The 24,940-nt window shown below is 42.7% G+C and carries 26 protein-coding genes; 20 read left to right on the top strand and 6 right to left on the bottom strand.

The features are described from left to right. The first annotated feature begins 108 nt into the window (after positions 1-108). Genes B6N13_RS04570 through B6N13_RS04555 form a run of 4 tightly spaced genes read left to right on the top strand, consistent with a single transcriptional unit; the run spans position 109 to position 3,056 of the window. On the top strand, positions 109-933 hold the full coding sequence (locus B6N13_RS04570) for a hypothetical protein (RefSeq protein ID WP_169458627.1): 825 nt from the start codon (positions 109-111) through the stop codon (positions 931-933). Between the two features lie 12 nt (positions 934-945). After that, entirely contained in the window at positions 946-1,962 is a 1,017-nt protein-coding gene (locus tag B6N13_RS04565; RefSeq protein WP_012070660.1) for a DUF2333 family protein, read from the top strand. A 7-nt stretch (positions 1,963-1,969) separates the two neighbouring features. After that, positions 1,970-2,476 carry a GNAT family N-acetyltransferase gene (locus B6N13_RS04560; RefSeq protein ID WP_100187489.1) on the top strand — a complete coding sequence of 169 codons (507 nt, stop codon included), beginning with the start codon at positions 1,970-1,972 and terminating at the stop codon, positions 2,474-2,476. A 40-nt stretch (positions 2,477-2,516) separates the two neighbouring features. Continuing rightward, positions 2,517-3,056 (top strand): GNAT family N-acetyltransferase, encoded by a 540-nt coding sequence (locus tag B6N13_RS04555; RefSeq protein WP_100187488.1) that lies wholly within the window; start codon positions 2,517-2,519, stop codon positions 3,054-3,056. On the opposite strand, the gene B6N13_RS04550 is transcribed toward B6N13_RS04555, so the two are convergent. After that, on the bottom strand, positions 3,049-3,945 hold the full coding sequence (locus B6N13_RS04550; RefSeq protein ID WP_248280224.1) for a LysR family transcriptional regulator: 897 nt from the start codon (positions 3,943-3,945) through the stop codon (positions 3,049-3,051). The genes B6N13_RS04555 and B6N13_RS04550 overlap by 8 nt on opposite strands. A 126-nt stretch (positions 3,946-4,071) precedes the next feature. Here B6N13_RS04550 and B6N13_RS04545 point away from each other — a divergent pair, with 126 nt between their 5' ends. From B6N13_RS04545 to B6N13_RS04535, 3 genes are all read left to right on the top strand, one after another. Next, the gene (locus B6N13_RS04545; RefSeq protein WP_169458626.1) at positions 4,072-5,451 is read left to right on the top strand and encodes an MATE family efflux transporter; all 1,380 of its coding nucleotides are present in this window, start codon (positions 4,072-4,074) and stop codon (positions 5,449-5,451) included. A 1,635-nt stretch (positions 5,452-7,086) separates the two neighbouring features. Continuing rightward, a complete protein-coding gene (locus B6N13_RS04540) occupies positions 7,087-7,644 on the top strand; it encodes a hypothetical protein (RefSeq protein ID WP_169458625.1) in 558 nt (185 codons plus the stop codon). Positions 7,645-7,835: 191 nt separating this feature from the next. Next, positions 7,836-8,423, top strand: a complete 588-nt coding sequence (locus B6N13_RS04535) for a hypothetical protein (protein ID WP_169458624.1) — start codon at positions 7,836-7,838, stop codon at positions 8,421-8,423. 845 nt (positions 8,424-9,268) lie between these two features. Here B6N13_RS04535 and B6N13_RS04530 read toward each other — a convergent pair. Beyond that, positions 9,269-10,615, bottom strand: a complete 1,347-nt coding sequence (locus B6N13_RS04530) for an anti-phage deoxyguanosine triphosphatase (RefSeq protein ID WP_012070655.1) — start codon at positions 10,613-10,615, stop codon at positions 9,269-9,271. Positions 10,616-10,726: 111 nt separating this feature from the next. On the opposite strand from B6N13_RS04530, the gene B6N13_RS04525 reads away from it, so the two are divergent. Then, positions 10,727-11,047 (top strand): LysR family transcriptional regulator, encoded by a 321-nt coding sequence (locus tag B6N13_RS04525; protein ID WP_012070654.1) that lies wholly within the window; start codon positions 10,727-10,729, stop codon positions 11,045-11,047. Positions 11,048-11,111: 64 nt separating this feature from the next. On the opposite strand, the gene B6N13_RS04520 is transcribed toward B6N13_RS04525, so the two are convergent. From B6N13_RS04520 to pabB, 3 genes are all read right to left on the bottom strand, one after another. Further along, positions 11,112-11,846, bottom strand: coding sequence for a phosphoadenylyl-sulfate reductase (locus B6N13_RS04520; protein WP_012070653.1), 735 nt, complete (start codon positions 11,844-11,846; stop codon positions 11,112-11,114). 128 nt (positions 11,847-11,974) lie between these two features. Next, positions 11,975-12,625 (bottom strand): CoA pyrophosphatase, encoded by a 651-nt coding sequence (locus B6N13_RS04515; RefSeq protein ID WP_012070652.1) that lies wholly within the window; start codon positions 12,623-12,625, stop codon positions 11,975-11,977. A gap of 8 nt (positions 12,626-12,633) precedes the next feature. Beyond that, entirely contained in the window at positions 12,634-14,058 is a 1,425-nt protein-coding gene (gene pabB, locus B6N13_RS04510) for an aminodeoxychorismate synthase component I (protein WP_169458623.1), read from the bottom strand. A 290-nt stretch (positions 14,059-14,348) separates the two neighbouring features. On the opposite strand from pabB, the gene B6N13_RS04505 reads away from it, so the two are divergent. The 5 genes from B6N13_RS04505 (at position 14,349) to B6N13_RS04485 (ending at position 17,603) form a co-directional block, all read left to right on the top strand. Then, on the top strand, positions 14,349-15,215 hold the full coding sequence (locus B6N13_RS04505; protein WP_169458622.1) for an alpha/beta hydrolase: 867 nt from the start codon (positions 14,349-14,351) through the stop codon (positions 15,213-15,215). Positions 15,216-15,300: 85 nt separating this feature from the next. After that, entirely contained in the window at positions 15,301-15,852 is a 552-nt protein-coding gene (locus B6N13_RS04500) for a GspH/FimT family pseudopilin (protein ID WP_169458621.1), read from the top strand. A gap of 49 nt (positions 15,853-15,901) precedes the next feature. Then, the gene (locus B6N13_RS04495; protein ID WP_048814062.1) at positions 15,902-16,216 is read left to right on the top strand and encodes a hypothetical protein; all 315 of its coding nucleotides are present in this window, start codon (positions 15,902-15,904) and stop codon (positions 16,214-16,216) included. Beyond that, the gene (locus B6N13_RS04490; protein WP_169458620.1) at positions 16,213-17,094 is read left to right on the top strand and encodes a hypothetical protein; all 882 of its coding nucleotides are present in this window, start codon (positions 16,213-16,215) and stop codon (positions 17,092-17,094) included. Before B6N13_RS04495 ends, B6N13_RS04490 begins: the two co-directional genes overlap by 4 nt. A gap of 56 nt (positions 17,095-17,150) precedes the next feature. Next, on the top strand, positions 17,151-17,603 hold the full coding sequence (locus tag B6N13_RS04485) for a hypothetical protein (protein WP_211172770.1): 453 nt from the start codon (positions 17,151-17,153) through the stop codon (positions 17,601-17,603). Here the strand turns inward: B6N13_RS04485 and B6N13_RS04480 are convergent. Further along, positions 17,587-17,847 (bottom strand): PP0621 family protein, encoded by a 261-nt coding sequence (locus B6N13_RS04480; RefSeq protein ID WP_012070646.1) that lies wholly within the window; start codon positions 17,845-17,847, stop codon positions 17,587-17,589. The genes B6N13_RS04485 and B6N13_RS04480 overlap by 17 nt on opposite strands. A gap of 73 nt (positions 17,848-17,920) precedes the next feature. On the opposite strand from B6N13_RS04480, the gene B6N13_RS04475 reads away from it, so the two are divergent. The 7 genes from B6N13_RS04475 to B6N13_RS23175 all read left to right on the top strand — a co-directional run bounded on the left by B6N13_RS04475 (position 17,921) and on the right by B6N13_RS23175 (position 24,922). After that, positions 17,921-19,558 (top strand): NAD+ synthase, encoded by a 1,638-nt coding sequence (locus B6N13_RS04475; RefSeq protein ID WP_169458618.1) that lies wholly within the window; start codon positions 17,921-17,923, stop codon positions 19,556-19,558. 1,890 nt (positions 19,559-21,448) lie between these two features. Further along, entirely contained in the window at positions 21,449-21,922 is a 474-nt protein-coding gene (locus B6N13_RS04470) for a hypothetical protein (protein WP_169458617.1), read from the top strand. Positions 21,923-22,032: 110 nt separating this feature from the next. Beyond that, complete coding sequence (locus B6N13_RS04465) at positions 22,033-22,590, top strand: hypothetical protein (RefSeq protein ID WP_169458616.1); 558 nt, start codon at positions 22,033-22,035, stop codon at positions 22,588-22,590. A gap of 134 nt (positions 22,591-22,724) precedes the next feature. Next, positions 22,725-23,315, top strand: a complete 591-nt coding sequence (locus B6N13_RS04460) for a LysE family transporter (RefSeq protein WP_169458615.1) — start codon at positions 22,725-22,727, stop codon at positions 23,313-23,315. A gap of 114 nt (positions 23,316-23,429) precedes the next feature. Continuing rightward, positions 23,430-23,810, top strand: a complete 381-nt coding sequence (locus B6N13_RS04455) for a VOC family protein (RefSeq protein WP_169458614.1) — start codon at positions 23,430-23,432, stop codon at positions 23,808-23,810. A gap of 168 nt (positions 23,811-23,978) precedes the next feature. After that, complete coding sequence (locus B6N13_RS04450; protein ID WP_012070639.1) at positions 23,979-24,551, top strand: hypothetical protein; 573 nt, start codon at positions 23,979-23,981, stop codon at positions 24,549-24,551. A 221-nt stretch (positions 24,552-24,772) separates the two neighbouring features. Continuing rightward, a complete protein-coding gene (locus B6N13_RS23175; protein ID WP_211172769.1) occupies positions 24,773-24,922 on the top strand; it encodes a hypothetical protein in 150 nt (49 codons plus the stop codon). Positions 24,923-24,940 lie beyond the last annotated feature (18 nt).

Genomic DNA, 24,940 nt, shown 5'->3' with positions numbered 1-24,940 from the left:
CAATCAAATTGAGCGTATTGTGTAAATTGTAAATCCATATTTCATCACGCTAGTTAGAAGGTGTAGACTACCAATCCACCTTTAAGTTGCCAATCACAAGGGGGCAAATTGAGTAAAAACCTAGTTTCTTTTCTAATTGTTGTAGCTTTCCTGACAGGCTGTCAGGAAAATGTGAAGTCAACAGAGAAAAGCCAGCCATTACAAGAAGCGGAAGGCCCCCAAGCTATAGCGGCTACGTCTTCTGTTAATAAATCAGTTGATATTGAAAAGCCTGTGACGATAAAAAAACAGCAACCTAAAGCTGCCAAAGCTCCAACGGCTTTTGAACAATTAACGCAGCGATTGATTGAGCAGGGTGAAATAGCTTTAGCTGCAGAGAGATTTTTAACGCCAGTAGACGACAATGCTAACTTGTATTTTCAGGCTGCACTAGGACGTGATCCTGGTAATTTTCGTGCCATTCAAGGCATTACGGCCATTGTTGATGTTTATACGCAATGGGCATGGCAAGCAGCTAGAAACGGTGATTATAAGAAGGCCGCAAAATATTTAGATTCAGCACGTTCTGTTAATCCTGAAGATCCTGCCATCGTAGAAATGGCGTCGCGTGTTAGTGATTTGAAAGCGAAGCGAGAGCAGGCTGCTAAGATTTCAAAAATAAAGCCAGAGGCGAAAGAACCAAAAGTGCTAAAAGAGGGGCAGTTTTTACTGCCAGAAACGCTTTTTAGTTTGAGTGAAGAAGAGATAATCGCAAAGATTCAGCCTATTATAGATGAAGTGGCAACAGCGGATCGCCCCATCGCTATTTATTGGCCAAATGACAAAGAAGCGCGTTTGATTTATCAAATCATTAATAGCCGTGTTCCCGAATTTCGTGTGCGTGCGATGATATATCATCGTGCTGATTACATGGTCGAATTACAACAAAATTAAGGTAGGTCAATAATGTCGTGGTTAGCGAATAAATTACAAGGTTTAAAGCCAAGCTTTAATTTCTCAAGTATCGGTAAAGTCGCTGCGGTTGCTGTATTTATTGCCGCTGTGTTACTTAGTTTTTTAGGCATGTATTGGAGCAGTGAACCAGATCAATTTGATGTGGTTGCTACCGCAAAAGAAAAGGCTACAGAACGTGGTTATTTAAACAATAGTAAAAAACTTGTTGTTGGCTACACAACCGCAAGCACATTGCACACCATCGTGGAAACATTATTAGATAAACCAGGCGGTTTTATTAGTAATGACATTATGCCGCCAGGTGTTTTTATGGATAACATGCCTGCGTGGGAGTTTGGTGTATTGGTTCAGTCTCGTGATCTAGCAAGAGCCTTCCGAAAAGAGTTTAGCCGTTCTCAATCTCAATCAACCGAAGATGTAAACTTAAAAATAGCTGAGCCACAATTCAACTTTGATAATAAAAGTTGGGCTTTGCCATCCAGTGAAAGCGAATACCGCCGTGGTAACAAAGAGCTAATGGAATACCTCGATCGTTTGGCGGGACAGACTAACAACAAGGCGCAATTCTATGCTCGCGCCGACAACCTTTCAGACTGGTTATCAGATGTCAGTACTCGTCTTGGTAGCTTGTCTCAGCGTCTATCAGCAAGCGTAATTGAAGACAAACCACAGTTGGAGTCAGACGAAAATACCCGTTACGTGCGAACACCTTGGTCTAAAGTAGATGATGTTTTTTATGAGGCTCGTGGCACTAGCTGGGCACTGATCCACATGTTACGTGCGGTAGAAGTGGATTTTATCTTCACTTTACAGGACAAAAATGCACTGGTTAGCTTGCGTCAAATTATTCGTGAACTAGAAGCGACCCAAGCCAATGTATGGTCTCCGTTTATTTTAAATGGCAGCGGATTTGGGGTATTGGCGAACCATTCTTTGGTGATGGCTTCTTATATCGCACGTGCAAATACCGCGATTATCGACCTACGTCGTTTGCTTGAACAAGGCTAACGCGGCAATGCCACTTAGTCACAGCAGGGAAATTCGTCTAGCGGTATTAGACGATGCCCCTGCGATATTAGACATCTTTCAGCACTGCGACCTTTTTGCCAGCACAGGCCATCGACAAGATCATATTGGTTTGATCGATGTCATGGACTGGCTAGAAAGCGTCACTGATAACCATCCCATGTTAGTCCTAGAAGAACAGGGCAATGTGATTGCTTGGTGCTCCGTTGAACCTTTTTATGGCTTACCCGCTTTTGATACTGCTTGTGAGGTCAGCTTCTATGTATTACCAAACAGGCAGGGGAAAGGCATTGGCACACAGTTATTTCAATACCTAGAAACGAACCGACCAGAACTTGGTTTCACCCATCTCGTTGCCTACATCTATGCCAGCAACCTCGAAAGCCAAGGCTTCTTCAAACGCCAAGGATTTGATCAATGGGGATTGCTGCCGAATATTGCTCAGAATGAACAGATTAAAGAAGACGTGTTTATTCTTGGAAGAGAGTTTTTCTAGTGATCAATATCAGTACGATTGATAGGAACTGAATGAAAATATGATCATTCGAAAAGCGTGTTTAGACGATCTGTCCAGTATTGCAAACCTACATGCCCAAAGTTGGCGTGACAATTACCGTGATGTCTTGTCTGAAGAGTACCTTGAAAAAATTGTATTTACTGATAGGCAAGCAGTATGGACATCTCGACTAAACAACCCTTTAACCAACCAGTTGGTGTTAGTCGCTGAGATAGATGACCATATATGCGGCTTCATTTGTGCGTTTGGCGATAATCATCCAACTTTCGGCACTATCATCGATAACCTACATGTAAAATCGGGTAATAAAGGCAAAGGTACTGGCCGTCAATTACTCGCCGCTGTGGTATCTTGGGCTGCGGCTCATTATAAAAACACAGACTTATATTTAGAAGTTTTAGAGTCTAATGCCAAAGCCATTGGATTCTATGAAGCCCTTGGCGCTAAAAATATCGGCTCTTCTTATTGGCATACACCTTGTGGCAACCAAACAAAAGAATTCATCTACAGCTGGGGGCTGCCAGACACCTTGGCTGAAAAGCTTTTATTATCTAAATAGAGTGATTATCCGTTAAGTGGCGCATCTGTTCAGTGATCCAATCTGTCAATTTATTACTTGGGCTGTCGAGTCGTTTCACTATACCTATTTCAATTAATTGATCCGTTAAAAAGTCACTTTTGGCGATTTTTATTTGCTCAAAAAACCAATGTGCCTTGGCAATATGCTCAGGTACGATGGCCCAACCTTGATTCTGCGTTACCAATTCACAAATCAGATAATAACTGTCTAAATCCCAATGATCTGGGCTTAGGGCATTTTCGCGGTTTTCTCCTGAACGATTGCATAGTACGAATTGACGGTATTGCTGTAGTTGCGCAAGACTCAATATATTTTCTTTAGCAAGAGGGTGCTTTTTACCGACAATCAGGATTTTTTTAAAATATCCCAAAGACTGCAAAGTTAACTTTGGTGGCAAAGCACTGTTGCTAATCATAAAACCAATGTCAGCTTTTTGATTAGCAATGGCTATGGCGATGTCGTCTTGTGACCCATTGGTAATAACTAAATGCGTGTTAGGAAATAAATCGCCAACTTGAGAAAAAATAGAGTGGATGGTTTCCAATGGCAAGGCTTCATCTAGCGCGATGCGTAATGAAATGGGTTCTTTGTTCGCTGCTGATAAAGCACGAGAGTCTAGACGCAAGCACTGATTAAGCACGGCTCGAGCCTCGGGAAGCATTTCTTTACCTAAAGGTGTTAATACGGGGAATTTAGAGCTGCGATCAAATAACTCAAACCCTAAATCCAATTCTAAATTAGAGATGGCGCTACTAATACGTGATTGTGCCTTTTGTAATTGTCTTGCTGCTGCTGAAAAAGATCCCAACTCTGCGGCGGTAACAAAAGCCAGTAACTGATCCAATGTCCAGTTCATTTCTTTGCTCATAAAATGGTTGCTCTTGCGGTATAGGATATTGCCTAATCCATCCATTAAACGGATGGTAACTAACTTTCTTATATCTCAATTTTATATATTATGCCTGTGTTTTTTTACCTTCTGGATATTTAAGTTATGCAAGCCGCTCCACAGGTTCAACCGTTACAATCCGTCGCTGGTACGTTTTGGCGTTTTGCCATTCCTTCCATTGTTGCTATGTTAGTTAGTGGTCTGTATCAGATTATTGATGGTTTTTTCGTTGGTCACTTTGTTGGTGCTGACGGATTGGCTGGAATCAATATGGCGATTCCCTTATTGGGCTTGATCATGGGCTTTGGTTTGCTGGTAGGAATGGGCGGAGGCAGTGTCTTGTCTAACTATCGAGGTGAGAACAACCTGCCAGCAACTCAGGCAACCTTGGTCACGTCATTGTGTTTGATCATTTTGATTGGCTTATTAGCTACCGTTGTTTTTATCGCTTTTGGACAAACGTTGCTGAATTTGCAAGGCGCAACAGGTGTGACGCTAGAGCTGAGCTGGAGTTATGTGCAGACCATGTCATTTGGTGCGCTCATTTCTATTGGTGCCAGTGCCATGCCGATGCTTGTGCGAAATGATGACAGCCCAAACCGCGCCACCGTGTTTATTGTGGCTGGGGCTTTAACTAACATAGTCTTGGATTATATCTTTTTAGGTTACCTTGATATGGGGCTGAGAGGAGCGGCTATCGCCACCTTAATTGCTCAATCCATTACCTGTATATTGTGTTTACGCTATTTCACATCATCCAAAGCGAAAACTAAACTGGCGCTCAAGCAGCTTGATAAAGCCATTGCTATTCGTATCGTGCAGCTAGGATCATCCAACTTAGTGATGTTTATCTATTTTAGCTTTGTTATGGCGTTCCATAATCTGCAATTTATGACCTATGGCAACACCACACAACTTGCGGCCTTTGCGATTGTTGGCTACCTAGCAAGCTGTTATTACTTCTTTGCCGAGGGGCTGGTAAGCGGTCTACAGCCACCAGTGAGTTATTATTTAGGGGCTAAACAATACAATCGCATTATCAAGACAGTAAAACTGGCGTTTTCCGTTACCGTCGGATCTGGTATCGCACTGATTATACTGCTGAATCTGTTTCCAGAATTCTTTATCAGCGCCTTTGCCTCAGGAGACAGTGCTCTAGTTGCCGCAAGTAAAAATGGCATTCGTCTTCACCTAATGGCATTGTTTTTAGATGGCTTCTTATTTATGGCGTCCATTTATTTCGTCGCTGTTGGTAAAAGTTCCCAAGCATTATTTGTTTCGGTTGGTAATATCTTGATCCAGATTCCGTTTCTATTCGTTTTGCCAAAGTACCTCGGCATAGACGGTGTTTGGCTGGCTGTTCCTTTATCCAACATCGCCTTTGTTTTAATTGTACTGCCGATGCTATTGATCAACCTGAAAGGATTGAAGAAAATGCATAACCAACAAAGTGATATTGCAGCAAGAGCGGTCGCTTATCAGTAATCTCTGAACTTATTAATGAAGAATACTTTGTTTAAGGTGTTCTTTATTTGCTTCCGTTCAAACGCTTTGTATTCCTCACCTTTTTTCCGCTCTGCTGAGCGGGCAACTTTTTGCAAGCGCCCAAAAAGTAACCAAAAATTCGCTTTAAGGTCTTTAATGCCTGATTTCTTTCATCGAAGAAAGCGAAGCTTTCATTGTAGGTCGCGGCTTCAGCCCGACGCGGAATTCATGTTCCATTCAAACGCTTTGTATCCCCGACCTTTATTCCGCTCTGCTGAGCGGGTAACTTTTGTCCAGATCCACAAAAGTAACCAAAAGGTCTCTCTATCGGGCTTTCGCCCAAACGTCTCATTCACGTTGTTTAATTCTGGATTAGCAACACGATTTTTATCGTAAGGCATAGATTGTTTTTTAGGATGTTAGAAAAGGTATTTTTAACTGACCCTGAAACTCCATAAAGTCGCGCAACTTCGTCGCGTCGAAGCCGCTTTTTTAGCTTATTTGCTTCCATTCAAACGCTTTGTATTCCCAACCTTTTTTCCGCTCTGCTGAGCGGGTAACTTTTTGCAAGCGCCCAAAAAGTAACCAAAAATTCGCTTTATCGGGCTATCGCCCATACGTCTCCTTCATATTGTTAAATACTGGTTTGGCAAAACGATTTTTATCGTAAGGCATAGATTGGCTTTTCTGTTCGAGAGACTTTGTCTGTTAATGACTCTGAAACTCCATAAAGTCGCGCAACTTCGTCGCGTCGAAGCCGCTTTTTTAATTTATTTGGTTCCATTCAACAGCTTTGTATTCCCAACCTTTATTCCGCTCTGCTGAGCGGGTAACTTTTGTCTAGCGACACAAAAGTAACCAAAAGGTCGCTTTATCGGGCTATCGCCCAAATGTCTCATTCACGTTGTTTAATGTTGCGTTTAGCAACACGATTTTTATCGTAAGGCATAGATTGTTTATTTGGTGGGAGATAAACCTTCAAACACTGACCCTGAAACTCCATAAAGTCGCGCAACTTCGTCGCGTCGAAGCCGCTTTTTTAATTTATCTGGTTCTACTCAAACGCTTTGTATTCCCAGCCTTTATTCCGCTCTGCTGAGCGGGTAACTTTTTGCAAGCGCCCAAAAAGTAACCAAAAATTCGCTTTATCGGGCTATCGCCCAAACGTCTCATTCACGTTGTTTAATTCTGGATTAGCAACACGATTTTTATCGTGAGGCATAGATTGGTTTTTTCTGTTCGAGAGACTTTGTCTGTTAATGACTCTGAAACTCCATAAAGTCGCGCAACTTCGTCGCGTCGAACTGACTTCTTCGTAGCTAATCGTGTAAAACCATAACGTAGGGCATCATTAGCGTAGCGTAATGTGCCGGTTGAAAGCGAAGCTTTCATTTTTAAGGTAGGCTGTCCTTCTGGACGACAGAAAACTGGAATAAAGTGAAAAAGGGTTTAATCTTCTTAATAGGCATATGGTATTGCATGGCGAATCACTAGATTACGGAAGCAAGCTTAATAGTTTAAAGGCGATTTCTCTAGTTAATTACGTATCACAGGCATTAAACAAAAATGTAGGTTACCCTTAACTAGGTTATATTGTCAGACAAACTTTACGCAGAAATACCACTGGATACATCAATGAAAACCATCGTGCTCTCAGACATTTTTGGCAGAACCGAAGCCCTTGAGCGTTTTACCGCAGAGATAAGCGAAGACGCGTTAATTTTAGATCCATATGATTCAGAGTTTATGAATTTTAAAAACGAAGAGGCTGCTTATGCGTATTTTTCTGAGAATGTCGGTTTGGGTTCCTACACTGATAAATTGAAGCGAGTCTTGCTGGAGCAACAAGACGAAGTGTTATTGATTGGCTTTAGTGTTGGCGCCTCAGCTATCTGGAATGTTTCTGATGATGAGTCCATCACTGCTGTTAAAAAAGCGATTTGTTACTACGGCTCGCAGATTAGAAGCAATGTTGTTTGTAATCCACGGTTTCCTATCGAATTAGTTTTTCCTTCCATGGAGCGTCATTTCTCAGTTGGCGGACTAATTCAACAACTATCGGGAAACCAAAATGTGTCCATTCGCCAAGCTTCTTATCTTCACGGTTTTATGAACGAATTGTCTGTGAACTATGATGCTCATGGATATGGTGAAGAGATAATGTATTTGAATAGTACCCAAAGAAGAGACTAACCCCACCCTCCGTCTTACCTTTGAAGAAGACAAAAGGGAAAGGGACTTAGTAATTAGTAGGCGTCACCTTACAGCACCTGAAATCACGAAGAAGTCAGTTATAAGTTTGTGGTTAGATGAAAAACTAAATATAGTAAAAAAATTAACATCGTTCCTGAAAATTTTATGAATATCAAATATATAAGATCATTATGCTAGAAAAAATAATCGAACATTACAAAACTCAGCATCAGTTAAATTTAGAATCTGAATTAGCTGATTTTAAGCCGCCAAGTAGTTTTAGTAATGTGCTATCTAGAGTGGCATATTGTAATGGAAAAGACGAAAAAAAATTTCCCCATCAATATCGAATAACAAAACAAACATGTGATGAGAGTCATAGGGTTTTAAAAAAAATGTCGTTCGATAATATAAAGGACTTTGAATCACTATATGAATGTTTAAAAAAGAATTTGTTACCTATTCATGGAGTTGGAAAACTTTATGTTTATGATGCGGCTTTACGTTTAGGAACTTATTTCAGTCTGGAACCTACAAAAATATATCTCCATGCCGGTACATTAAAAGGAGCAAGAAATTTAAATTTAGATACTTCTAAGGAGAGTTTAAATATTCAAGATCTTCCTCTGCATTTACAAAAAATTAATCCGAAATTTGTTGAAGCAATACTCTGTATTTATAAAGATAGCTTTCAAAATGGCGAAGTGATGTTTGACCCGTTGAGTTACCCCAGTGCAAAACGTTGTTCTGGAACGTTACGCAGGGGCAGTCGGTGTTAAATATGCCTGCCACTTTCTGTACTGAAACTTCTCAGTCCAACTTTTGAGTAGCATAAGAAATTGATTCCCGCCTTCGCGGGAATGACGTGTCTCCGTCACCCGAGGCATGTTGTCGTGATATTGTCTTCCGCATTTGCAACCTCGAAGAAGCCAGTTCGACGCAACAGAGTTGCGCGACTTTATGGAGTTTCAGAGTCATTAACGGAAGGACTCTCTCGAACAATAAGCTCAATCTATGCCTTACGATAAAAATCGTGTTGCTAGACGTGATGTTAAACAATATGAATAAGACGTTTGGGCGAAAGCCCGATAAAGAGACCTTTTGGTTACTTTTGTGGATCTGGACAAAAGTTACCCGCTCAGCAGAGCGGAAAAAAGGTCGGGAATACAAAGCGTTTGAATGGAGTTTAAATTCCGCGTCGGGCAAAGCCGCGACCTACTCTAGAGCATGAAAGCTTCGCTTTCATCGGCACTCTTATATTACAGAAAGCGGTCGTGCCTCCCTCATGTCGCCCTACGTCTTTGTTTTCCATCACTGCAGACCGAAGAAGGTCTGTTCGACGCGACGAAGTTGCGCGACTTTATGGAGTTTCAGGGTCAGTTAAAAATATCCTTCCTACCAATATCAACAACAATCTATGCCTTACTGCCCTAGAGCGTCGGTAAAGCTATTCTTCGATGACAAAAATCAGGCATTAAAGATCTTAAAGAGACCTTTTGGTTACTTTTGTGGATCTGGATAAAAGTAACACGCCCAGCAGGGCGGAAAAAAGCTTAGGAATTCAAAGCGTTTGAACGGAGCCAAATATCCCTTTGGCTCCAAATCTAATTGTAATTAAACTCAACTACATTGGCTCAAACACCGAGCCCAAGCTCGGAACAAACAACTTATTGTACATGCGGCTGGCGTAGTCGTCGGTCATGGAGGCCATGTAGTCGCAGATGATGCGAAGTCCGCTTTCTCCTCGATCTTGGCTTTTTTGCCATTCGTTGGCGATTTCTCTTGGCAGTAATCGGCTCGGATCGGCGGAGTAGGCTTCAAACATTTCCAACAACATTTGCTGGCCTTTGTAGACGAGCATTTGCACTTCTGGGCGTTGGATGATGTGTTGCATTTCAAATTGTTTTAACAAGTTTAAGGCTTGACGTTGGCCTTCGGGCAAGCCCACTTGAAAACGCAGTAATGGGTGTTCAAATTGGGCTTTTTCAATGACTCGACAAGAGGTGATGAACCAGCTGACTAAGCTGCCAATGGCTTCTTTACGAAGGTGGCTTTGACGGCTGAACAGTTGGGTGCGAATGTCGTTTAGGTTTTCAGCTAAAAAGGGTGACGCCAAGGCGGCGAGTTTTGGTTCTAGGTGTTCTAGCCACATGTCTTTGGTGACCATGCCGAGGACGATGGCGTCTTCTAGGTCGTGAACGCCATAGGCGATGTCGTCGGCGAGATCCATTATGCTGGTGTCAAAGCTGGCGTGTTTGGCTTTGGCGTGGCTGTCAGGATCAGTTTGGTTTACTTCTTGTAATAAGCTTTTGTCGGTTTGGCTAAAGGGTTCGATGATCCAGTTTAGTAAATCTTGTTCTTCTTGGTAGACGCATTTTGGTGGCGCCCAGTTAGAGGCTTTGAATTGGCGGAAGTTTGCTGGTTTTTCTGGGTATTTGCCGACCACGCTAGTGTGTAAAACGGGGTATTTTAAAATTCCTAATAACGTACGGCGGGTGACGTCCATACCATAGATAGGTGAGTAGGAACCGCGTTTTCCTAGGATTCTTAGTGATTGCGCATTACCTTCAAAGCCGCCATGAGTTTGCATCATGTAGTTAAGGGCGACTTCTCCGCCGTGGCCAAAGGGTGGGTGGCCAATATCATGACTTAGGCAAATGGTTTCAATTAAAGCATCGTCCGCGAGCCAAGGCTGAAAGTCGGCATCGGCAGGTGAACTGAATTTAAGTTGATGAACAATGCCGTTGCCAATTTGGGCGACTTCTAAGGAATGTGTTAAGCGTGTACGGCTGTAGTCGTTTTGTCGGATAGCGAGAATTTGAGTTTTGGATTGCAAGCGACGAAATGCTGCGCTGTGGATGATTCTGGCTCGGTCGCGCTGGTAAGGTGTGCGGTAATCGTTGTCGCGGGATTTTTTATGACCGGATTGTCTTTCGTGCCAAGGTAGCATTGTGTCTTGTGCAGTTGTCATGCTCTTAATCCACTTAGGTTAATAACTTTGAGTCTTTCATGAAAACACGATATAGGTCAATGTTCGTAAAATTAGCATTGGGCATAATGGAATCTACTATAAGGAATCTTTATGCTTAATACACAACATCTTATTACCTTTAAGGCTTTGGTTGAAACAGGGAGTTTTACGAAAACTGCGAAGCTGCTGGGGTTAACTCAGCCTGCGGTTAGCCAACATATTCAAAAATTAGAGCGGGAGCTAGGCGAGCCTTTGTTGATTCGACATGGTCGAACGACGGATATGACGCCAGCAGGAGAAGTTTTATTGCAACACATAACAGAGCTTGAAGCATGCTATCAAGATTTTATTACATCATGGCAAAGTCATTTAGAACAAAGCCATTTTGAAGGTAAATCAGATGAAATGTTTAAAGCAATTAAAAGTGCCTGATGGTATCGGGCACTTTTAATTTTAAACGTTCATAATTTAAGTGTTTCTAAACCGAAAGCGGAGCTTATTGTTGAGCGGTTGGTATTAAGTTACCAATGTGTAGCCCACATTCTTTGTGCTCTGATTCTTCCCACCACCAACGACCTTCACGTTCATGCTGATTCGGTAAAATTGGACGAGTACAAGGCTCGCAGCCGATGCTGGTAAAACCTTTCAAATGTAATTCATTGTAGGGAACATCAAACATCTTGATGTAGTTCCAAACGTCTTCTGAAGACCAGTTCGCCAATGGATTGAATTTAAATAGATCTTTTTCATCTGTACTAAATGCGCTGTCTTTTTCTGCAAAGGCTAAAACGTTACGTGTGCCTGGGCTTTGGTCTTTGCGTTGCCCGGTTATCCATGCATCTAGAGTAGCAAGCTTACGTTTAAGTGGCTGTACCTTACGAATGCTGCAGCATTCTTTGTGGCCATCTTCAAAAAAGCTAAACAAGCCTTTTTCTCGGGTGAAGTTTTCGAGTGTTTCACGATCAGGGGAAAGTAGGTCAATGTTGATTTTATAGTGCTTACGGACTTGTTCGATAAAGCGATATGTCTCAGGGTGTAGTCGACCTGTGTCCAGAGAAAATACCTGAATGTCTTTTTTTGCTTTGACTGCCATGTCAATTAAAACAACATCTTCTGCACCACTAAAAGAGATGGCAATGTTGTCAAATTCCTTCATCGCGTTATGGATGATTTTTTGAGCTTCGTCTTCTTTGTTGTTGGTAGTAAAAGACGCTAAATCAAATGCTGGCATAGGAAAGTTTACCGTGTTCTAAGTTACGTTGGTTGTACCTTATCAATTTGTGCCAATGAAATAAAAGACGAAAGAAAACTATCCTTATAATACTTAATAAAGTGTAAAGAGAGAAAAGGCTAAAACCATTAACGTATGTGTCTGGCCAGTGTTTGATAAAGCCCGTAGAGAATGCCTGCAGTAACACCCCAAATACGGATATCTTCGTAGTCAATTTCAAAATAACCACGAGACGTTGTATCGAGCACTTTCTTTTTAAAACGGTAATTTTGTGGCGTGAGCAAGTAACGCAAAGGCACCCAATGGACAGATTTTACTTCTTCTTCACACAGGCTTAATTCGCTTCTACGCGTCATTTCGGCGACGATGGGTTTTATGCAATAGCCCGAGATGGTGCAATACTCGCCAAGTTCTCCTAATAGATCGAAACAATCAGGTGATAGACCAACTTCTTCTAATGTTTCACGTAGTGCTGTGTATTGGATGCTGGCATCGTCTGGGTCATGTTTGCCACCGGGGAAGGCTATTTGTCCCGGATGATTACGCATATGAAGCGCACGTTGGGTTAGAAGTACATACAGCTCGCCATTTTCTGGCTCTTTCCAAATAGGGATGAGTACGGCAGCAGATCGATAGTTTAAATCATAACCACTGGGAAACATTTTCTCGTCTGGGTTATGGATTTGTTGCGCATAAGGTTCTCTGTCTAATGCAGCGCGAATATCATCCAAGCTCAGGTCAATGGGAGGAGCATTTAAAAACTGCTCTATGTCAGACATGATACGGCCTATTTCAAAAAGTCTTGTTCTAGAGTATGGGTTAACTTGCCCACTTTGGTAAAGGTTTCTTGGTATTCTTCTTGGCATTTCGAATCCGCGACCAGTCCACCGCCTGCCCAACAGTGCAAGTTGCCATGATCTGCGACCAATGTGCGAATCGTAATGCTGGAATCCATTTGACCATTCGCACTGAAGTAAGCGATAGAACCACAATAGGCTGAACGTTCATGAGGTTCTAGCTCATCGATAATTTCCATAGAGCGAATTTTAGGTGCGCCAGTAATGGAGCCGCCTGGGAAGCTTTGATGGAAAACACGAATCGCTTGATCTGCTTGATCAATCCTACCTTCTACCGTGGAAACCAAATGATGTACGTTGGCATAACTCTCTAAAGCAAACAGCTTTGGCACCTTGATGCTGCCAGTTAAACAGGTTCGACCTAGGTCGTTGCGCAGCAAATCGACAATCATCAGGTTTTCGGCACGATCTTTTGCTGATGCAAGTAACCAATCTGCGTTGGCCTTGTCTTCTTCAGGTGTTTTGCCGCGTGCTACAGTGCCTTTGATTGGTTTGGATTCTACTCGGCCTTGATCACATAAGAGGAAGCGTTCAGGTGAATGACTTAGCAAACTTTGCTCTGGCGAAAATTCCATATAAGCCGAAAATGGTGTCGGGCAAACGTCTCTTAATGTGTGATATGCCGTGAAAGTGTCGCCTTTGTAACGAGTGGAAAAACGCTGCGCCAAATTGACCTGATAACAATCACCCGACTGAATGTAGTCTTGAACAGCAGAAAATTTTTGCGCGTAGTCGGCTTCTGTCATGTTCGAAGTAAAAGGTGCTTGTAAACGAAAAGGTCTTGCTTCATTTAAATCGTGTTTTACCAACACATCATCACACGCACTGGTAAAGCGGTTGATAAGATCGGCAACGTCTTCAGAAGAACACCAAGGTGAGGTAATCAATTGGGTGTTTTTTGTCTTATGGCAAGTAATTACTGCCCAGCCATAAAGACCAATACTCAAAGTTTCTAGCTTGATATCATGTTTTACTGTATCGGGTAATTGTTCAACAAAATGCCCACTTTCGTAACCGTAATAGCCCAGTAAACCGCCAACAAAAGGTAAATCTTTCGGAGCAGATTTCGCCCAAGGTTCTTGGCAAATAAGGCTCATTAATTCATTCAACAAGGTCATTGGGTTGTCAGTATTGCTTAGCTCATAAAGTGGTTTGCTGTACCAAGTGATCGGCTGGTTATTTTGAACTGGATGGATGCGAGCAAGCGGGTTAGCGACTAAAATGTCGTAATTTGTGTCAGGGAAATGTTCGTGATTACTGTCGAGTAAAGCGGGATAAGGTAAGTCTCGCACAGCAGAAAAGAAAGACAGTAATGACGCCTGATACGGGAGATTTACGTGTTTGATTGATGACATTTTTTATCAATACCTAGTAATAGAGACCTTTGCACGACTACTGCGCTTGCCAATACTTTGTTAAAAATAGACTCGAAATGCTCATTTATAACCTATAAACTCGGCTTTGGCATCCTGCGTCGCTTTAACACCTACATCCATGTAGGTGTCTGCTTTCTCGTCTATTTTTGCCTCGTCTTGTTTTCGCTCGTAACATCGTGCAAAGGTCTCTAATATACGTTTGTGTGTATAGTACGAGTAAGTGCAAGCATTGTATTCTTTTAATAAGGGTCCTCACAGGTTAATTACAAGTGTCTGACATTTTTTTTCTTTCTTTACCCAAAGCGCGTATCGCGTACCGTCTTTACGAGAACCCAGAAGCGCAAAGCGACCGAGTTTGTTTGTTGCTACATGGTGCCGGCGTTGCTGGGGAGATCACTTATTCTCCGATGTTGCCGTATTTTACCCGATGGCGTTGGATGCTGGTGCCCGATCTAAAAGGCATGGGCGATTCTTTTCATCATCATGGTGAAGAGGGGGCTGTGTCGGTTACCGAATTGACCGACGAAGTCGAAGCTTTATTGGCCCATGTAAAATGGGATGATTTTGACCTAGTTGCTTATTCACTAGGTGGCTTGGTGGCGCTGAACCTAAATTATCAGCGTAGTTTGCAGGGCAAAAAGAAAGTCAAAATGGCTTTGTTGGAACCTGCGTCATTGGATCGTGAAGATTTATCTACCTTGATGGATGTGCGTCAAAAGTATCGTCATGCATCGAAATTGATTCGAGATACGGGTGATGTGGAACTTGGCGTAGCAAGTTTTATGGATGGTGTGTCGCCGAATCGACGCAAGCATCCTGTTGCGGAAGCCACCACGCAATCGCGGCTTGCTCATCGACCTTTTGGTTTTGCTTATGCATTGGATGCGGTGACTGATTATGTTGCTCTAATGGCGAACGAGCCGCATATTCGTCAGACGATGATAGATGCGTCTGAGCAAGTGTTTTTGTTCTCTGGTGAATTAAGTCATGAAGCCTTGCGCCAGCACTATGATTTGTTGAGTGAACAAAATGCCGCTTGGCAACATAAAACCATGAGCGCCTGTGATCATTCATTGCCATTTCAAAAGCCAAGACAAATTGCGAATCACATTAACAAATGGTTTACGACCGTATAATCAAATGGGTTAAGATAACGGAATAGGCAAGGATGTCTATTCTGTTGCATTTAGTGATATAGAAAGTAAAACAAGGAGGTTTTCAATGAACCGTCAATACGGCTTTTCTCTGCTGGAACTACTCTGTGTTCTAGCTATTTTGAGCATATTAGCTCACGCAGGCTCAGCGCATTTTCTTAGTGTCAGCCAAAAAACTAAAGATAAAAACACCCTAAAAAATGAAATAAAGCGCTTAGCAGATGCGCTCACGCAGGCTCGGCAATTGGCGGTAATTAGCGGCCAAACCAGTTTTGTATGTGGTGGCTTGAATTGCGACGGAGTTTGGTCTTCAGGATTTACACTTTATCAAATTGAGCCTAATAGCGGAGCTAAAAAACGCTATCGGCAGATTATCTTTGAGCCTTTATTGGCAGTGTCGTGGAGTGGCTTTCCAGTTAAAAAGCAGCAGATAGAGTTTCGATCTAACGGTTTATCGGGTTACCAAAATGGCACCTTTGAGTTTTGTTTGGGGGCTTGGCAAGCGGCGTTAATACTCAATCAAAGTGGACGTTTTTATCTCACTGATCCGCGAGGTGTTGATTCACTAGACTCTTATTCCTCTTCACAAGGAACGGTGGTGGGTATTGCGGATGAGTAAACAACGTTTAATGCTGCGATTGTCTAAGCCGAGGTCAAGGGGCTGGATTATGCTCGAGGTGATTCTTTGTTTGGCGTTATTTGCCGTGGTGCTGCATGTTGTACAGCGTCAGAGCGAAGTGCAATGGCAATCGATTCAGCAAGCAGAAGAACATAGAAAACTTCATGAGAATCAACAAAAACAAGCCGCTATGGCACAGCTGACGGGATCTTTGACTTGGCTAGATGGCCAGAACTCGCCCCACGAAGAGTATCCCGATTGTCAAAAATGTACTGGCAATGAGCTTAAAAATTGGTTTCATGCCTCACAGCATTTTCTGTTTGAGTCAACAATTCTCACATTGAGTGAAGAGGGCTCACGATGAATCAGCGACGTTATTTGAAAGGCAGCTTATTGATCGAATTGCTGGTGGTGTGTGGTTTGATTGCTTTGTTTTTACCCTTTTTAGTAATGGCGATTGCTCGCATGCAGGAGCGTCACCTTTTGGCTCAAACTTATCAGGATCAACACACTATCAAAGCGGCTATTGATGCACATCTGAAGGCACAGTGGTCACGTCTTTTGCCTGCCAGTTGCACGATAGACGAGTCGTTATATTTGACGATTGAATCGGGCATGTCACCACCGATTCGTTTGGCGACGCGACGCATCGATAAAAACTCAGACTGGCTACAGGGCGCTGATTACGGCTTGTGTCGCAGTTCAGTAACAGTTCGAAATAATCCCATGGAAACGACCATGGCCTGCCATTGGAAAGCGGGTGATAGAACGACTTTTTCATCTTGCGAGTCAAATTATTCTGGGCATGTTTTTAGCGACTCTGCTAGTAAAAGCCAGATTAAACTTGAGGATGATGCAGCTATTGGTCAGTCAGGCGTTATTCAAAGTGAAGATGGTTTTTATTGGTATATCGCAGAAGGTAAAGATGGCTGGAGTGCCTTATGGCGCACACCAGAAGAAAGCGGTAAGTCGTTAGAGCTATGGAATGGCTTAGAGCGCTTTGCTGTTTTTCCTTTATTGGATAATAGTCAAAATGGTTTGGTAGACACATTGTACACACAATATGGACGCTTCCCCTTAAAGAATCTTCGTGGTTTATGGGTGGAGTATCAGTATCGATTAAGTGATTGCAAAGCCGACCGTGATGCAGAATTTTATCAAGAATACCATTCTATGAGAGGTGAAAAATGGCATTATCATTCGCCTTGTCAGGGTGTCGGTAATCAAATAATCGTATTGTAATCTGTATGTTTTTTCATTCACATGGGGGGATGAAGTTCTCAAAAGAGGCAGATGAAATGGATTTTTCTTTGTTTAGAACACAGTATGGTTGGGTGTCTTTGCCCATTGTTGCCTTGCTATTGGCGATGTCTAGCTTGTCGATGCATTTTCAAGAAAGGCTCATGGCTGCTTATCAATGGCGTGGGCAAGAGAATGAAGTGGAAGCCGATCAGAAAGTTTGGGCAGATTTTCGGCAAGCTTTGGTTGTTTCTCCTAGTTTTACATTGGCAACAGCGAGCGAGTGTATTGGCTTTTGTGATTTAGGCGAGCGTTCGCATGAAAAAACTTGGCAAAAAGATAACCAGCTTGTGCATTATCGCTGGGAAAGTTACGAGTCGCTGCCGGATGAATCTGACAATACTAAGATTTCCTACCGACTCTGCGCCACACAAAACCAGCAACAGTATCTATGCTGGTGGTGGCGAGAGAATAGATTGCTTGCCAATGGTTGGGTTAGTGCTTCTGGTTGAATGCTTTTAAATGTTCCGCGCTGCAAAATGGACGCGCTTCTTGGTCATGAATAGCATGAGAACGTGGCGTGAAGGTTTTACATTCTTCACAGCGAACCATACTTTCCTGTGATTCGTCTTTTTTAGAGGAATCCTGTTTTTTTGCTTCCGCCGGCGATTGACTGCGTTTAAAAGCGACAAATTGGCGGTACAACCACCAACCAATAAAGAAAATAGCAACAAAAACGATCAAACGTACGATCATACACTTTACCTAGCTTGGGTTATTCCAGACAATAACGGGCATATTCTAACAGAGTTCACGAGATAGCAACTGTATGACATTACGAATTGCAATGGCCCAGCTGGATATGCTGGTCGGCGACATTACAAAAAACACCCAATCCGTTATTGATGCGGCGAACAAAGCCCGTGATGAAGAACGCGCGGATGTGGTGGTTTTTCCAGAATTAACCTTAACTGGCTATCCTCCAGAAGATTTATTATTACGTTCTAGCTTGGATACACGTATTGAATCTGCCTTGGCAAAATTATTAGCCGAGGTTCACGATATATACGTAGTTGTTGGTTATCCACGTCGTATTGATGGGGAACTATTTAACTGCGCTGGCGTGATTTACCAAGGTCAATTGCTGGTGGAATACGCCAAGCAAAAACTGCCTAATTTCCTAGTGTTTGATGATAAACGTTACTTCAGCGAAGGTCGTGAAGCGGGCCTTGTTGATATCAAAGGTGTAAAAGTTGGCTTAAGTATCTGCGAAGATATTTGGCATCCAGGACCTATCGCACAAGCCAAAGCGGCTGGGGCAGAACTGATTCTGAACTTGAATGCTTCGCCTTATCACATTGAAAAAATGGGCGAGCGTGAAGAACTACTTCATCAGCGTGCCACTGAAGTCACTTTGCCAATTGTCTATGTGAACTACATGGGTGCGCAGGATGAATTGGTATACGAAGGTGGCTCCTTCGTGGTCAACGCCAAAGGCGAGAAAGTTTTACAAGCTCCTTGGTTTGAAGCTGGGCTGTACAGCATAGATATGATTGTCGACGACAGCCAGCCGAATAAGGTTGAACCGGTAGCGGGTAGCATTGCTCCTGCATTGGGTGTGGAAGCCAGCGTGTATCAAGCTATGGTGCTTGGCCTACGAGACTACATCACCAAGAACCGTTTCAAAGGAATTGTACTTGGCTTGAGTGGTGGTATCGACTCCGCCTTGTCTTTGGCGGTCGCAGTCGATGCGATTGGTGCTGATCGCGTTCAAGCGGTCATGATGCCTTACACTTACACTTCTTCCATCAGCTTGCATGACGCGGAAGAAGAAGCCAACTTGCTGGGTGTGAAATACAGCGTCTTGCCGATTGAAACCATGGTGTCCGCTTTCACCGACGTGCTCGCGCCAGAATTTGAAGGCTACGGCAAAGACACCACAGAAGAAAACCTTCAAGCTCGTACCCGTGGTGTAACCTTAATGGCGATTTCTAACAAGAAAGGCTATATGGTCTTAACCACAGGCAACAAGAGCGAAATGGCCGTTGGCTATGCCACTCTATATGGCGATATGGTCGGCGGTTATTCCGTCCTAAAAGATGTCTTCAAAACCTTAGTCTTCAAGCTTTGTCGTTACCGCAACACCTTGGGCTACGTGATCCCTGAGCGCGTTATTACACGTCCGCCTTCTGCAGAACTGGCTCCAGATCAAAAAGATGAAGACTCTTTACCAAGCTACGACATCCTCGATGAAATTCTGCGCATGTACATCGAAGAAGACCAAAGCGCCGAAGCCATTTTAGCGACAAATCAATTTGACCGAGAAACCGTCTATCGCGTGCTTCGCCTTGTCGACGTGAACGAATACAAACGTCGTCAAGCACCCACTGGTGTGCGTATCACCGCTCGTGGGTTTGGGCGAGATCGTCGTTATCCGATTACCAATGGTTGGCACATCGGGGAGTAGGGCTTTTAAAAAAGCGTTCAAAACTTGTTTTGCGTCTTCTCTTTGAAGAAAGGGAAGGCGTTTTCTTTGGTTTCCATTCAAACGCTTTGTATTCCCGACCTTTTTTCCGCTCTGCTGAGCGGGTAACTTTTTGCAAGCGCCCAAAAAGTAACCAAAAATTCGCTTTAAGATCTTTAATGCCTGATTTTTTTCATAGGCCCATGATTGCTACCTACGCTCGTTACATCGTAAGGCATAGATTGGTTTTGCTGTTCGAGAGAGTCTTTCTGTTAATGACTCTGAAACTCCATAAAGTCGCGCAACTTCGTCGCGTCGAACTGGCTTCATAGCGAATTCAATAATAGGCACCAAAGAACGTAGGTCTGATGAGACGAGGCACGAGGCGTAATCTGACGCTGAAAGCGAAGCTTTCATTGTAGGTCGCGGCTTCAGCCCGACGCGGAATTTATGTTCCATTCAAACGCTTTGTATTCCCGATCTTTTTTCCGCTCTGCTGAGCGGGTAACTTTTTGCAAGCGCCCAAAAACTTCAGTTCAAAGGAAAGCAAAAATTCGCTTTAAGATCTTTAATGCCTGATTTTTTTCATAGGCCCATGATTGCTACCTACGCTCGTTACATCGTAAGGCATAGATTGGCCTTGCTGTTCGAGAGAGTCTTTCTGTTAATGACTCTGAAACTCCATAGGGTCGCGCAACTTCGTCGCGTCGAACTGACTTCATAGTGAATTCAATAATAGACACCAAAGAACGTAGGTCAGATGAGACGAGGAACGAGGCGTAATCTGACGCTGAAAGCGAAGCTTTCATTGTAGGTCGCGGCTTCAGCCCGATGCGGAATTCATGTTCCACTCAAACGCTTTGTATTCCTAACCTTTATTCCGCTCTGCTGAGCGGGTTACTTTTGTCTAGCGACACAAAAGTAACCAAAAGGTCGCTTTATCGGGCTATCGCCCAAACGTCTCATTCACTTTGTTTAAGATTGGTCTAGCAGGACGATTTTTACCGTAAGGCATAGATTGTTTTTGTTGGTGGAGGGGAGGGGATTTTTAACTGCCCCTGAAACTCCATAAAGTCGCACAACTTCGTCGCGTCGAACTGACTTCATAGTGAATTCAATAATAGACACCAAAGAACGTAGGTCAGATGAGACGAGGAACGAGGCGTGATCTGACGCTGAAAGCGAAGCTTTCATTGTAGGTCGCGGCTTCAGCCCGACGCGGAATTTATGTTCCATTCAAACGCTTTGTATTCCCGACCTTTTTTCCGCTCTGCTGAGCGGGTAACTTTTTGCAAGCGCCCAAAAAGTAACCAAAAATTCGCTTTATCGGGCTATCGCCCAAACGTCTCATTTGCTTTTTTATGTTGCGTTTAGCAAGACGATTTTTGTCGTAAGGCATAGATTGTTTTTGATGATTTTAGAAAAGGTATTTTTAACTGCCCCTGAAACTCCATAAAGTCGCGCAACTTCGTCGCGTCGAACAGACTTATTAAGGGGAAAACCAAAACGCAATTTATGGGTGGATATACAGTTTATTTTTGTAATAATCCCTTTCTTGCGCGTTTAGCCATTTTAAATAAAACCAATTGTGCGTGTTTTGTACTAGCAGAAATAAAGAAAGTCTCCTAATATCAATGATTAAGGATTCACAGAGCAGAAATAACGTGCTGTGGATGATAGGAATAACACGCATGCTCGTTTTTCAAGTTTTGATTTTTGTGGAGATCAGTTAAAAAGTATTATTTTTCAGAAAGTTAAAAGGATTTTTGAGTGAATTTAAAAATGTGTAAACGCGCATGCGCACTATTAAAATATTAGCTCATAGAGGGTAGTACTATCAACTTTAAAGAAACTGTTGAAACACCTGAGATATGGTTTCATCAGGCATGGGAAATGTTTGAAGCATCAGTTGTTACATATGACTCCTTCCAATCTTATAGTTCGCAGCAGACTGACAAAGACCGTCAACGATCCGTAGGTTTGATGAAGGGTGCAATGCTGTTTCTAGCACTTGCAGTTGAAAATGCATTAAAAGGAGCATACGTTCATATTGAAAAGCCTGAAGTTAAAAATGGTAAAGTAAATTCAAAGCACTTCCATAAGCACTCTCATGATCTAAAAGATGTAGCCATGAAGCTTGATTTGAATTTAACGGATGATTTGAAACTATATCTAGATAGGCTTTCAATGTTTATTCAATGGGCATCTAGATACAAAGCACCGTTGAGAGAAATTGACTATATACAGTCTCGCGGCCAAATACGGCTAAAGCACCCATCAGACTTCGAAAATGCTAAAAATCTAATTAATGTACTTCAGCAACAGTCTGGCTATGTAGAGGGGAGGGGGTGGCCCTTCGAGAGCTAACAAGCCAAAGCTGTTCATTCCCGCTAACAACCGCTCCGCGGCGGGCATCGGACTCCATTACGCTGCGCTTCATTGCGCCGCAGTTTAGGGGCGTTACGTGTACTAGAACCATGAATCGAGTATTTGGAAATTACGAAGTTACTTTAAGGGATGAGCCAGTTTACTTTCGTAATTCGGCTGACAACCCGAGAGCCTATATTCACGAATACTGTCGTAGTGATGAATATCGACATGTATCAGCACACGGTGTAAGTGTAAGGGAAAACGACGAGACGTTAGCTTCCGCAATATTGCTGGGGGTTGGTGGTGCTACAGGAGTGAATGAAAACTCAGTTGCATTTGATGGAGAATCGCTTTATATGACTTCGGGTGATGCTTTATATTCACTTTCCTTACCTTCGCTTGAATTGAACTGGTGTGTGAAAGTCGATTTCGCTACATGCTTCGGTGTTTTCTGGCTTAAAGAGAGGAGCTGCCTTCTTACGTGGGGCGAGCTAGAGATTGGATGTTATACCAAAACGGGTGAAAAAATTTGGAGTTCATCTGGCCCAGACATATTTACCGAGGGGCTAGAATTGCAGGAAAACATTGCCACCGTAACGGATTTTAAGGGTGATGTGCACAGTATAAATTTAAGCAACGGTGAAATATATAGTGCAAACACGTAACAAGGCCAGTCAATATGACCTCCGTAAACTGCCTTCTTTTTTGCAAAAATACGCAAAAAAGAAGGCAGTTTACTCCGGCAGTTGCTGGCGGCGTTAGTTGTACTTATTGAGGTGAATCTATTTTGCTAGACACTATGGGTTTTTTACTCGCAATCATCCCGATAGCATTGTCACCTGGCGCGAGCTTCACCTTAGCCGTATCAAATATTTCAATATCAGGTTTACGCAGCGTGTTTAGTATAATTCTCGGAACTGGTGTTGGTATTCTTATTCATGGTTTTTTGGTTGGTATTGGCGTATCGAACTTTATTGCCGATAGTCCTATTGCGATGATTGCACTTCAAATTACCGGTGTACTATTTTTAGGCTATTTGGCCATTAGGCTGCTATTGAATGGAGTTTTAAGTTTTAAAAATAAAGCGAAACTAAACAGCAATTTTGCAGGGTTCAAAGAAGCTTTGCTGCTAAACCTATTCAACGCGAAAGCTATTATCCTCTATCTTACTGTTGTTCCAATATTCGCAGGTAAGGAGCTTGTTAATTATTTTTTTCTGTCTTCTTTACATGTGGCGGTCATGTCAGTTTGGATTCTATTTACAGGAATTTTAGTTTTGGTGGCTAGGTCAAAATTGAGACTAAACATTCTAAATGGCATTATAAATACTGTTGGTGGTGCATTTTTAGCTGTAGTAACTATAAGTACAGCAGGCAACCTATTCAACTAACAAACAGTGGCACCCAGCCCGCACAACCCTCGCGTTGCTAGGGCGGGCTGTCGACTCAATCACGCTGCACGCAATTTCGCCAGTGTACAAAAACGTTATACGCTAGGAGTTTAAATGGAATTGAACCAGATTACTTTGCCAGTAAAAGATATGGATGATGCTGTTAACTTTTATCTAAAACTTGGTTTCACTCAAATTGTCGATACGCCGCATTACTCTAGATTTTCTTGCCCAGAAGGGAATTCTACTTTCTCCTTATCTCTCGAATCCGTTGAGTTCGAAAATAGTTCTGTAATCTACTTCGAGCATGAAAAACTTGATGAACTGTGTGCTGATTTGTCTCAAAGAGGTTTTCAATTTGAACAACTACCGACAGAACAAAGATATCTGTGGAAAGAGGCCATTCTTAAAGATCCGTCTGGTAATAAAATCAAACTTTACTGGGCAGGTGAGAATCGTTTAAGCCCTCCTTGGAAAGTCGAGAAACGCATATAACAAACGTATTAAATCGCTCGCAGGCTCGATAACACATGGGCTGCGTTACTTCGTTCCTAATTTGAGCCCATGTGTTATCGACTTGATGCGGGTGTTAAGGGATCGGGTGAGTCTCGGGTCAGTGCGTGCAACATTGAAATATATGACGGCTAGTTTTGAGGAGACTACATGTTAACCGAGTGGATGAGAGTATTTTGCGAATTTTTTGATCGAAATGCATCGCAAATAGGTGCGGTAATGTACGCAGAAGGATGCAGAGAAGGTTGGCTCCAGGGAGAGATGTTTCGCCAATCTGAAGACGAAGATTTTATGGTAAATTCATACAAGATAGGTAGCAGAGGTAAAGCTCTTGACTTGCATGGGTTTAGACCAAGAAGTAGTTCGTCACCTCAAACTATGGTTGGGGAAATAAAGATAATCGCAACTTCCTTTCAGAATAAAAATATAGCGGGAAAAAATGACCTTTCTGAATTCATAAAGAGTGACAAGACCATCATCACGCAGTCTCATCTAGACTCAGTGAATCATAAAGAAGGGTCTTTGCTAAAGGATGTTGTGCGTTTGAAAGGCATATCGGTTCAAGATATTGAAAAATACATGATTCTTGTAATTCCCGAATATGAAAGTTACAAAGTGAACGTCAATCTAAAGAAAGCTCTGTTTGGTGTAGAAATATCGAGTATTCATGTTAAACGCGAGTATCCGGATGATCATTTCAGCGTCAGGATTTGGAAAATATAGTTGGTGAGATATTGATATTTCCGCGCGCCCCACATAACAATCAGCAGCAAGGAGCTAAACTATGCTCCGCCCCTGTGCTAGGCGTCATGCTTAACCCACAAAATTAGCAATTAGAAGGAATTAGTGCTTATGATTACTTGCTATGTCAGGTATGTAATAGATCCCAAGAAGGTAACGGAGATTGCCTTGTATTGGTTCATGGTGCATTGACTGATAACTCTATGTGGAAGGATCATTTGGCGTATTTAGTTGCTGATTTTGTTGAGCGGACTCTATCTCATCGAGAAACCGTTAGAGCAGCTGGTGCAGTCTCATTATTACTTGAAAAAATTCAAGAAAAATATGGTGCTGGGCTAGAGCCTAGAGCCTAGAGCCTAGAGCCTAGAGCC

The organism is Marinomonas sp. UCMA 3892 (assembly GCF_012726345.1).
In the GTDB taxonomy this organism is placed as follows: domain Bacteria; phylum Pseudomonadota; class Gammaproteobacteria; order Pseudomonadales; family Marinomonadaceae; genus Marinomonas.
Note: the sequence above shows the minus strand (reverse complement) of the source record. Positions and strands in the feature narration are given on the sequence as shown.

Excerpts from the sequence above, each read along its gene's own strand:
- B6N13_RS04500 (WP_169458621.1), top strand. The coding sequence starts at position 15,301 with ATGAACCGTCAATACGGCTTTTCTCTGCTGGAACTACTCTGTGTTCTA.
- B6N13_RS04520 (WP_012070653.1), bottom strand. The coding sequence starts at position 11,846 with ATGCCAGCATTTGATTTAGCGTCTTTTACTACCAACAACAAAGAAGAC.
- B6N13_RS04545 (WP_169458626.1), top strand. The coding sequence starts at position 4,072 with ATGCAAGCCGCTCCACAGGTTCAACCGTTACAATCCGTCGCTGGTACG.
- B6N13_RS04565 (WP_012070660.1), top strand. The coding sequence starts at position 946 with ATGTCGTGGTTAGCGAATAAATTACAAGGTTTAAAGCCAAGCTTTAAT.
- B6N13_RS04460 (WP_169458615.1), top strand. The coding sequence starts at position 22,725 with ATGGGTTTTTTACTCGCAATCATCCCGATAGCATTGTCACCTGGCGCG.
- B6N13_RS04555 (WP_100187488.1), top strand. The coding sequence starts at position 2,517 with ATGATCATTCGAAAAGCGTGTTTAGACGATCTGTCCAGTATTGCAAAC.
- B6N13_RS04480 (WP_012070646.1), bottom strand. The coding sequence starts at position 17,847 with ATGATCGTACGTTTGATCGTTTTTGTTGCTATTTTCTTTATTGGTTGG.
- B6N13_RS04550 (WP_248280224.1), bottom strand. The coding sequence starts at position 3,945 with ATGAGCAAAGAAATGAACTGGACATTGGATCAGTTACTGGCTTTTGTT.
- B6N13_RS04495 (WP_048814062.1), top strand. The coding sequence starts at position 15,902 with ATGCTCGAGGTGATTCTTTGTTTGGCGTTATTTGCCGTGGTGCTGCAT.
- B6N13_RS04490 (WP_169458620.1), top strand. The coding sequence starts at position 16,213 with ATGAATCAGCGACGTTATTTGAAAGGCAGCTTATTGATCGAATTGCTG.
- B6N13_RS04525 (WP_012070654.1), top strand. The coding sequence starts at position 10,727 with ATGCTTAATACACAACATCTTATTACCTTTAAGGCTTTGGTTGAAACA.
- B6N13_RS04515 (WP_012070652.1), bottom strand. The coding sequence starts at position 12,625 with ATGTCTGACATAGAGCAGTTTTTAAATGCTCCTCCCATTGACCTGAGC.
- B6N13_RS04475 (WP_169458618.1), top strand. The coding sequence starts at position 17,921 with ATGACATTACGAATTGCAATGGCCCAGCTGGATATGCTGGTCGGCGAC.
- B6N13_RS04455 (WP_169458614.1), top strand. The coding sequence starts at position 23,430 with ATGGAATTGAACCAGATTACTTTGCCAGTAAAAGATATGGATGATGCT.
- B6N13_RS04450 (WP_012070639.1), top strand. The coding sequence starts at position 23,979 with ATGTTAACCGAGTGGATGAGAGTATTTTGCGAATTTTTTGATCGAAAT.
- B6N13_RS04560 (WP_100187489.1), top strand. The coding sequence starts at position 1,970 with ATGCCACTTAGTCACAGCAGGGAAATTCGTCTAGCGGTATTAGACGAT.
- B6N13_RS04485 (WP_211172770.1), top strand. The coding sequence starts at position 17,151 with ATGGATTTTTCTTTGTTTAGAACACAGTATGGTTGGGTGTCTTTGCCC.
- B6N13_RS04470 (WP_169458617.1), top strand. The coding sequence starts at position 21,449 with ATGTTTGAAGCATCAGTTGTTACATATGACTCCTTCCAATCTTATAGT.
- B6N13_RS23175 (WP_211172769.1), top strand. The coding sequence starts at position 24,773 with ATGTGGAAGGATCATTTGGCGTATTTAGTTGCTGATTTTGTTGAGCGG.
- B6N13_RS04530 (WP_012070655.1), bottom strand. The coding sequence starts at position 10,615 with ATGACAACTGCACAAGACACAATGCTACCTTGGCACGAAAGACAATCC.
- B6N13_RS04540 (WP_169458625.1), top strand. The coding sequence starts at position 7,087 with ATGAAAACCATCGTGCTCTCAGACATTTTTGGCAGAACCGAAGCCCTT.
- B6N13_RS04465 (WP_169458616.1), top strand. The coding sequence starts at position 22,033 with ATGAATCGAGTATTTGGAAATTACGAAGTTACTTTAAGGGATGAGCCA.
- B6N13_RS04535 (WP_169458624.1), top strand. The coding sequence starts at position 7,836 with ATGCTAGAAAAAATAATCGAACATTACAAAACTCAGCATCAGTTAAAT.
- pabB (WP_169458623.1), bottom strand. The coding sequence starts at position 14,058 with ATGTCATCAATCAAACACGTAAATCTCCCGTATCAGGCGTCATTACTG.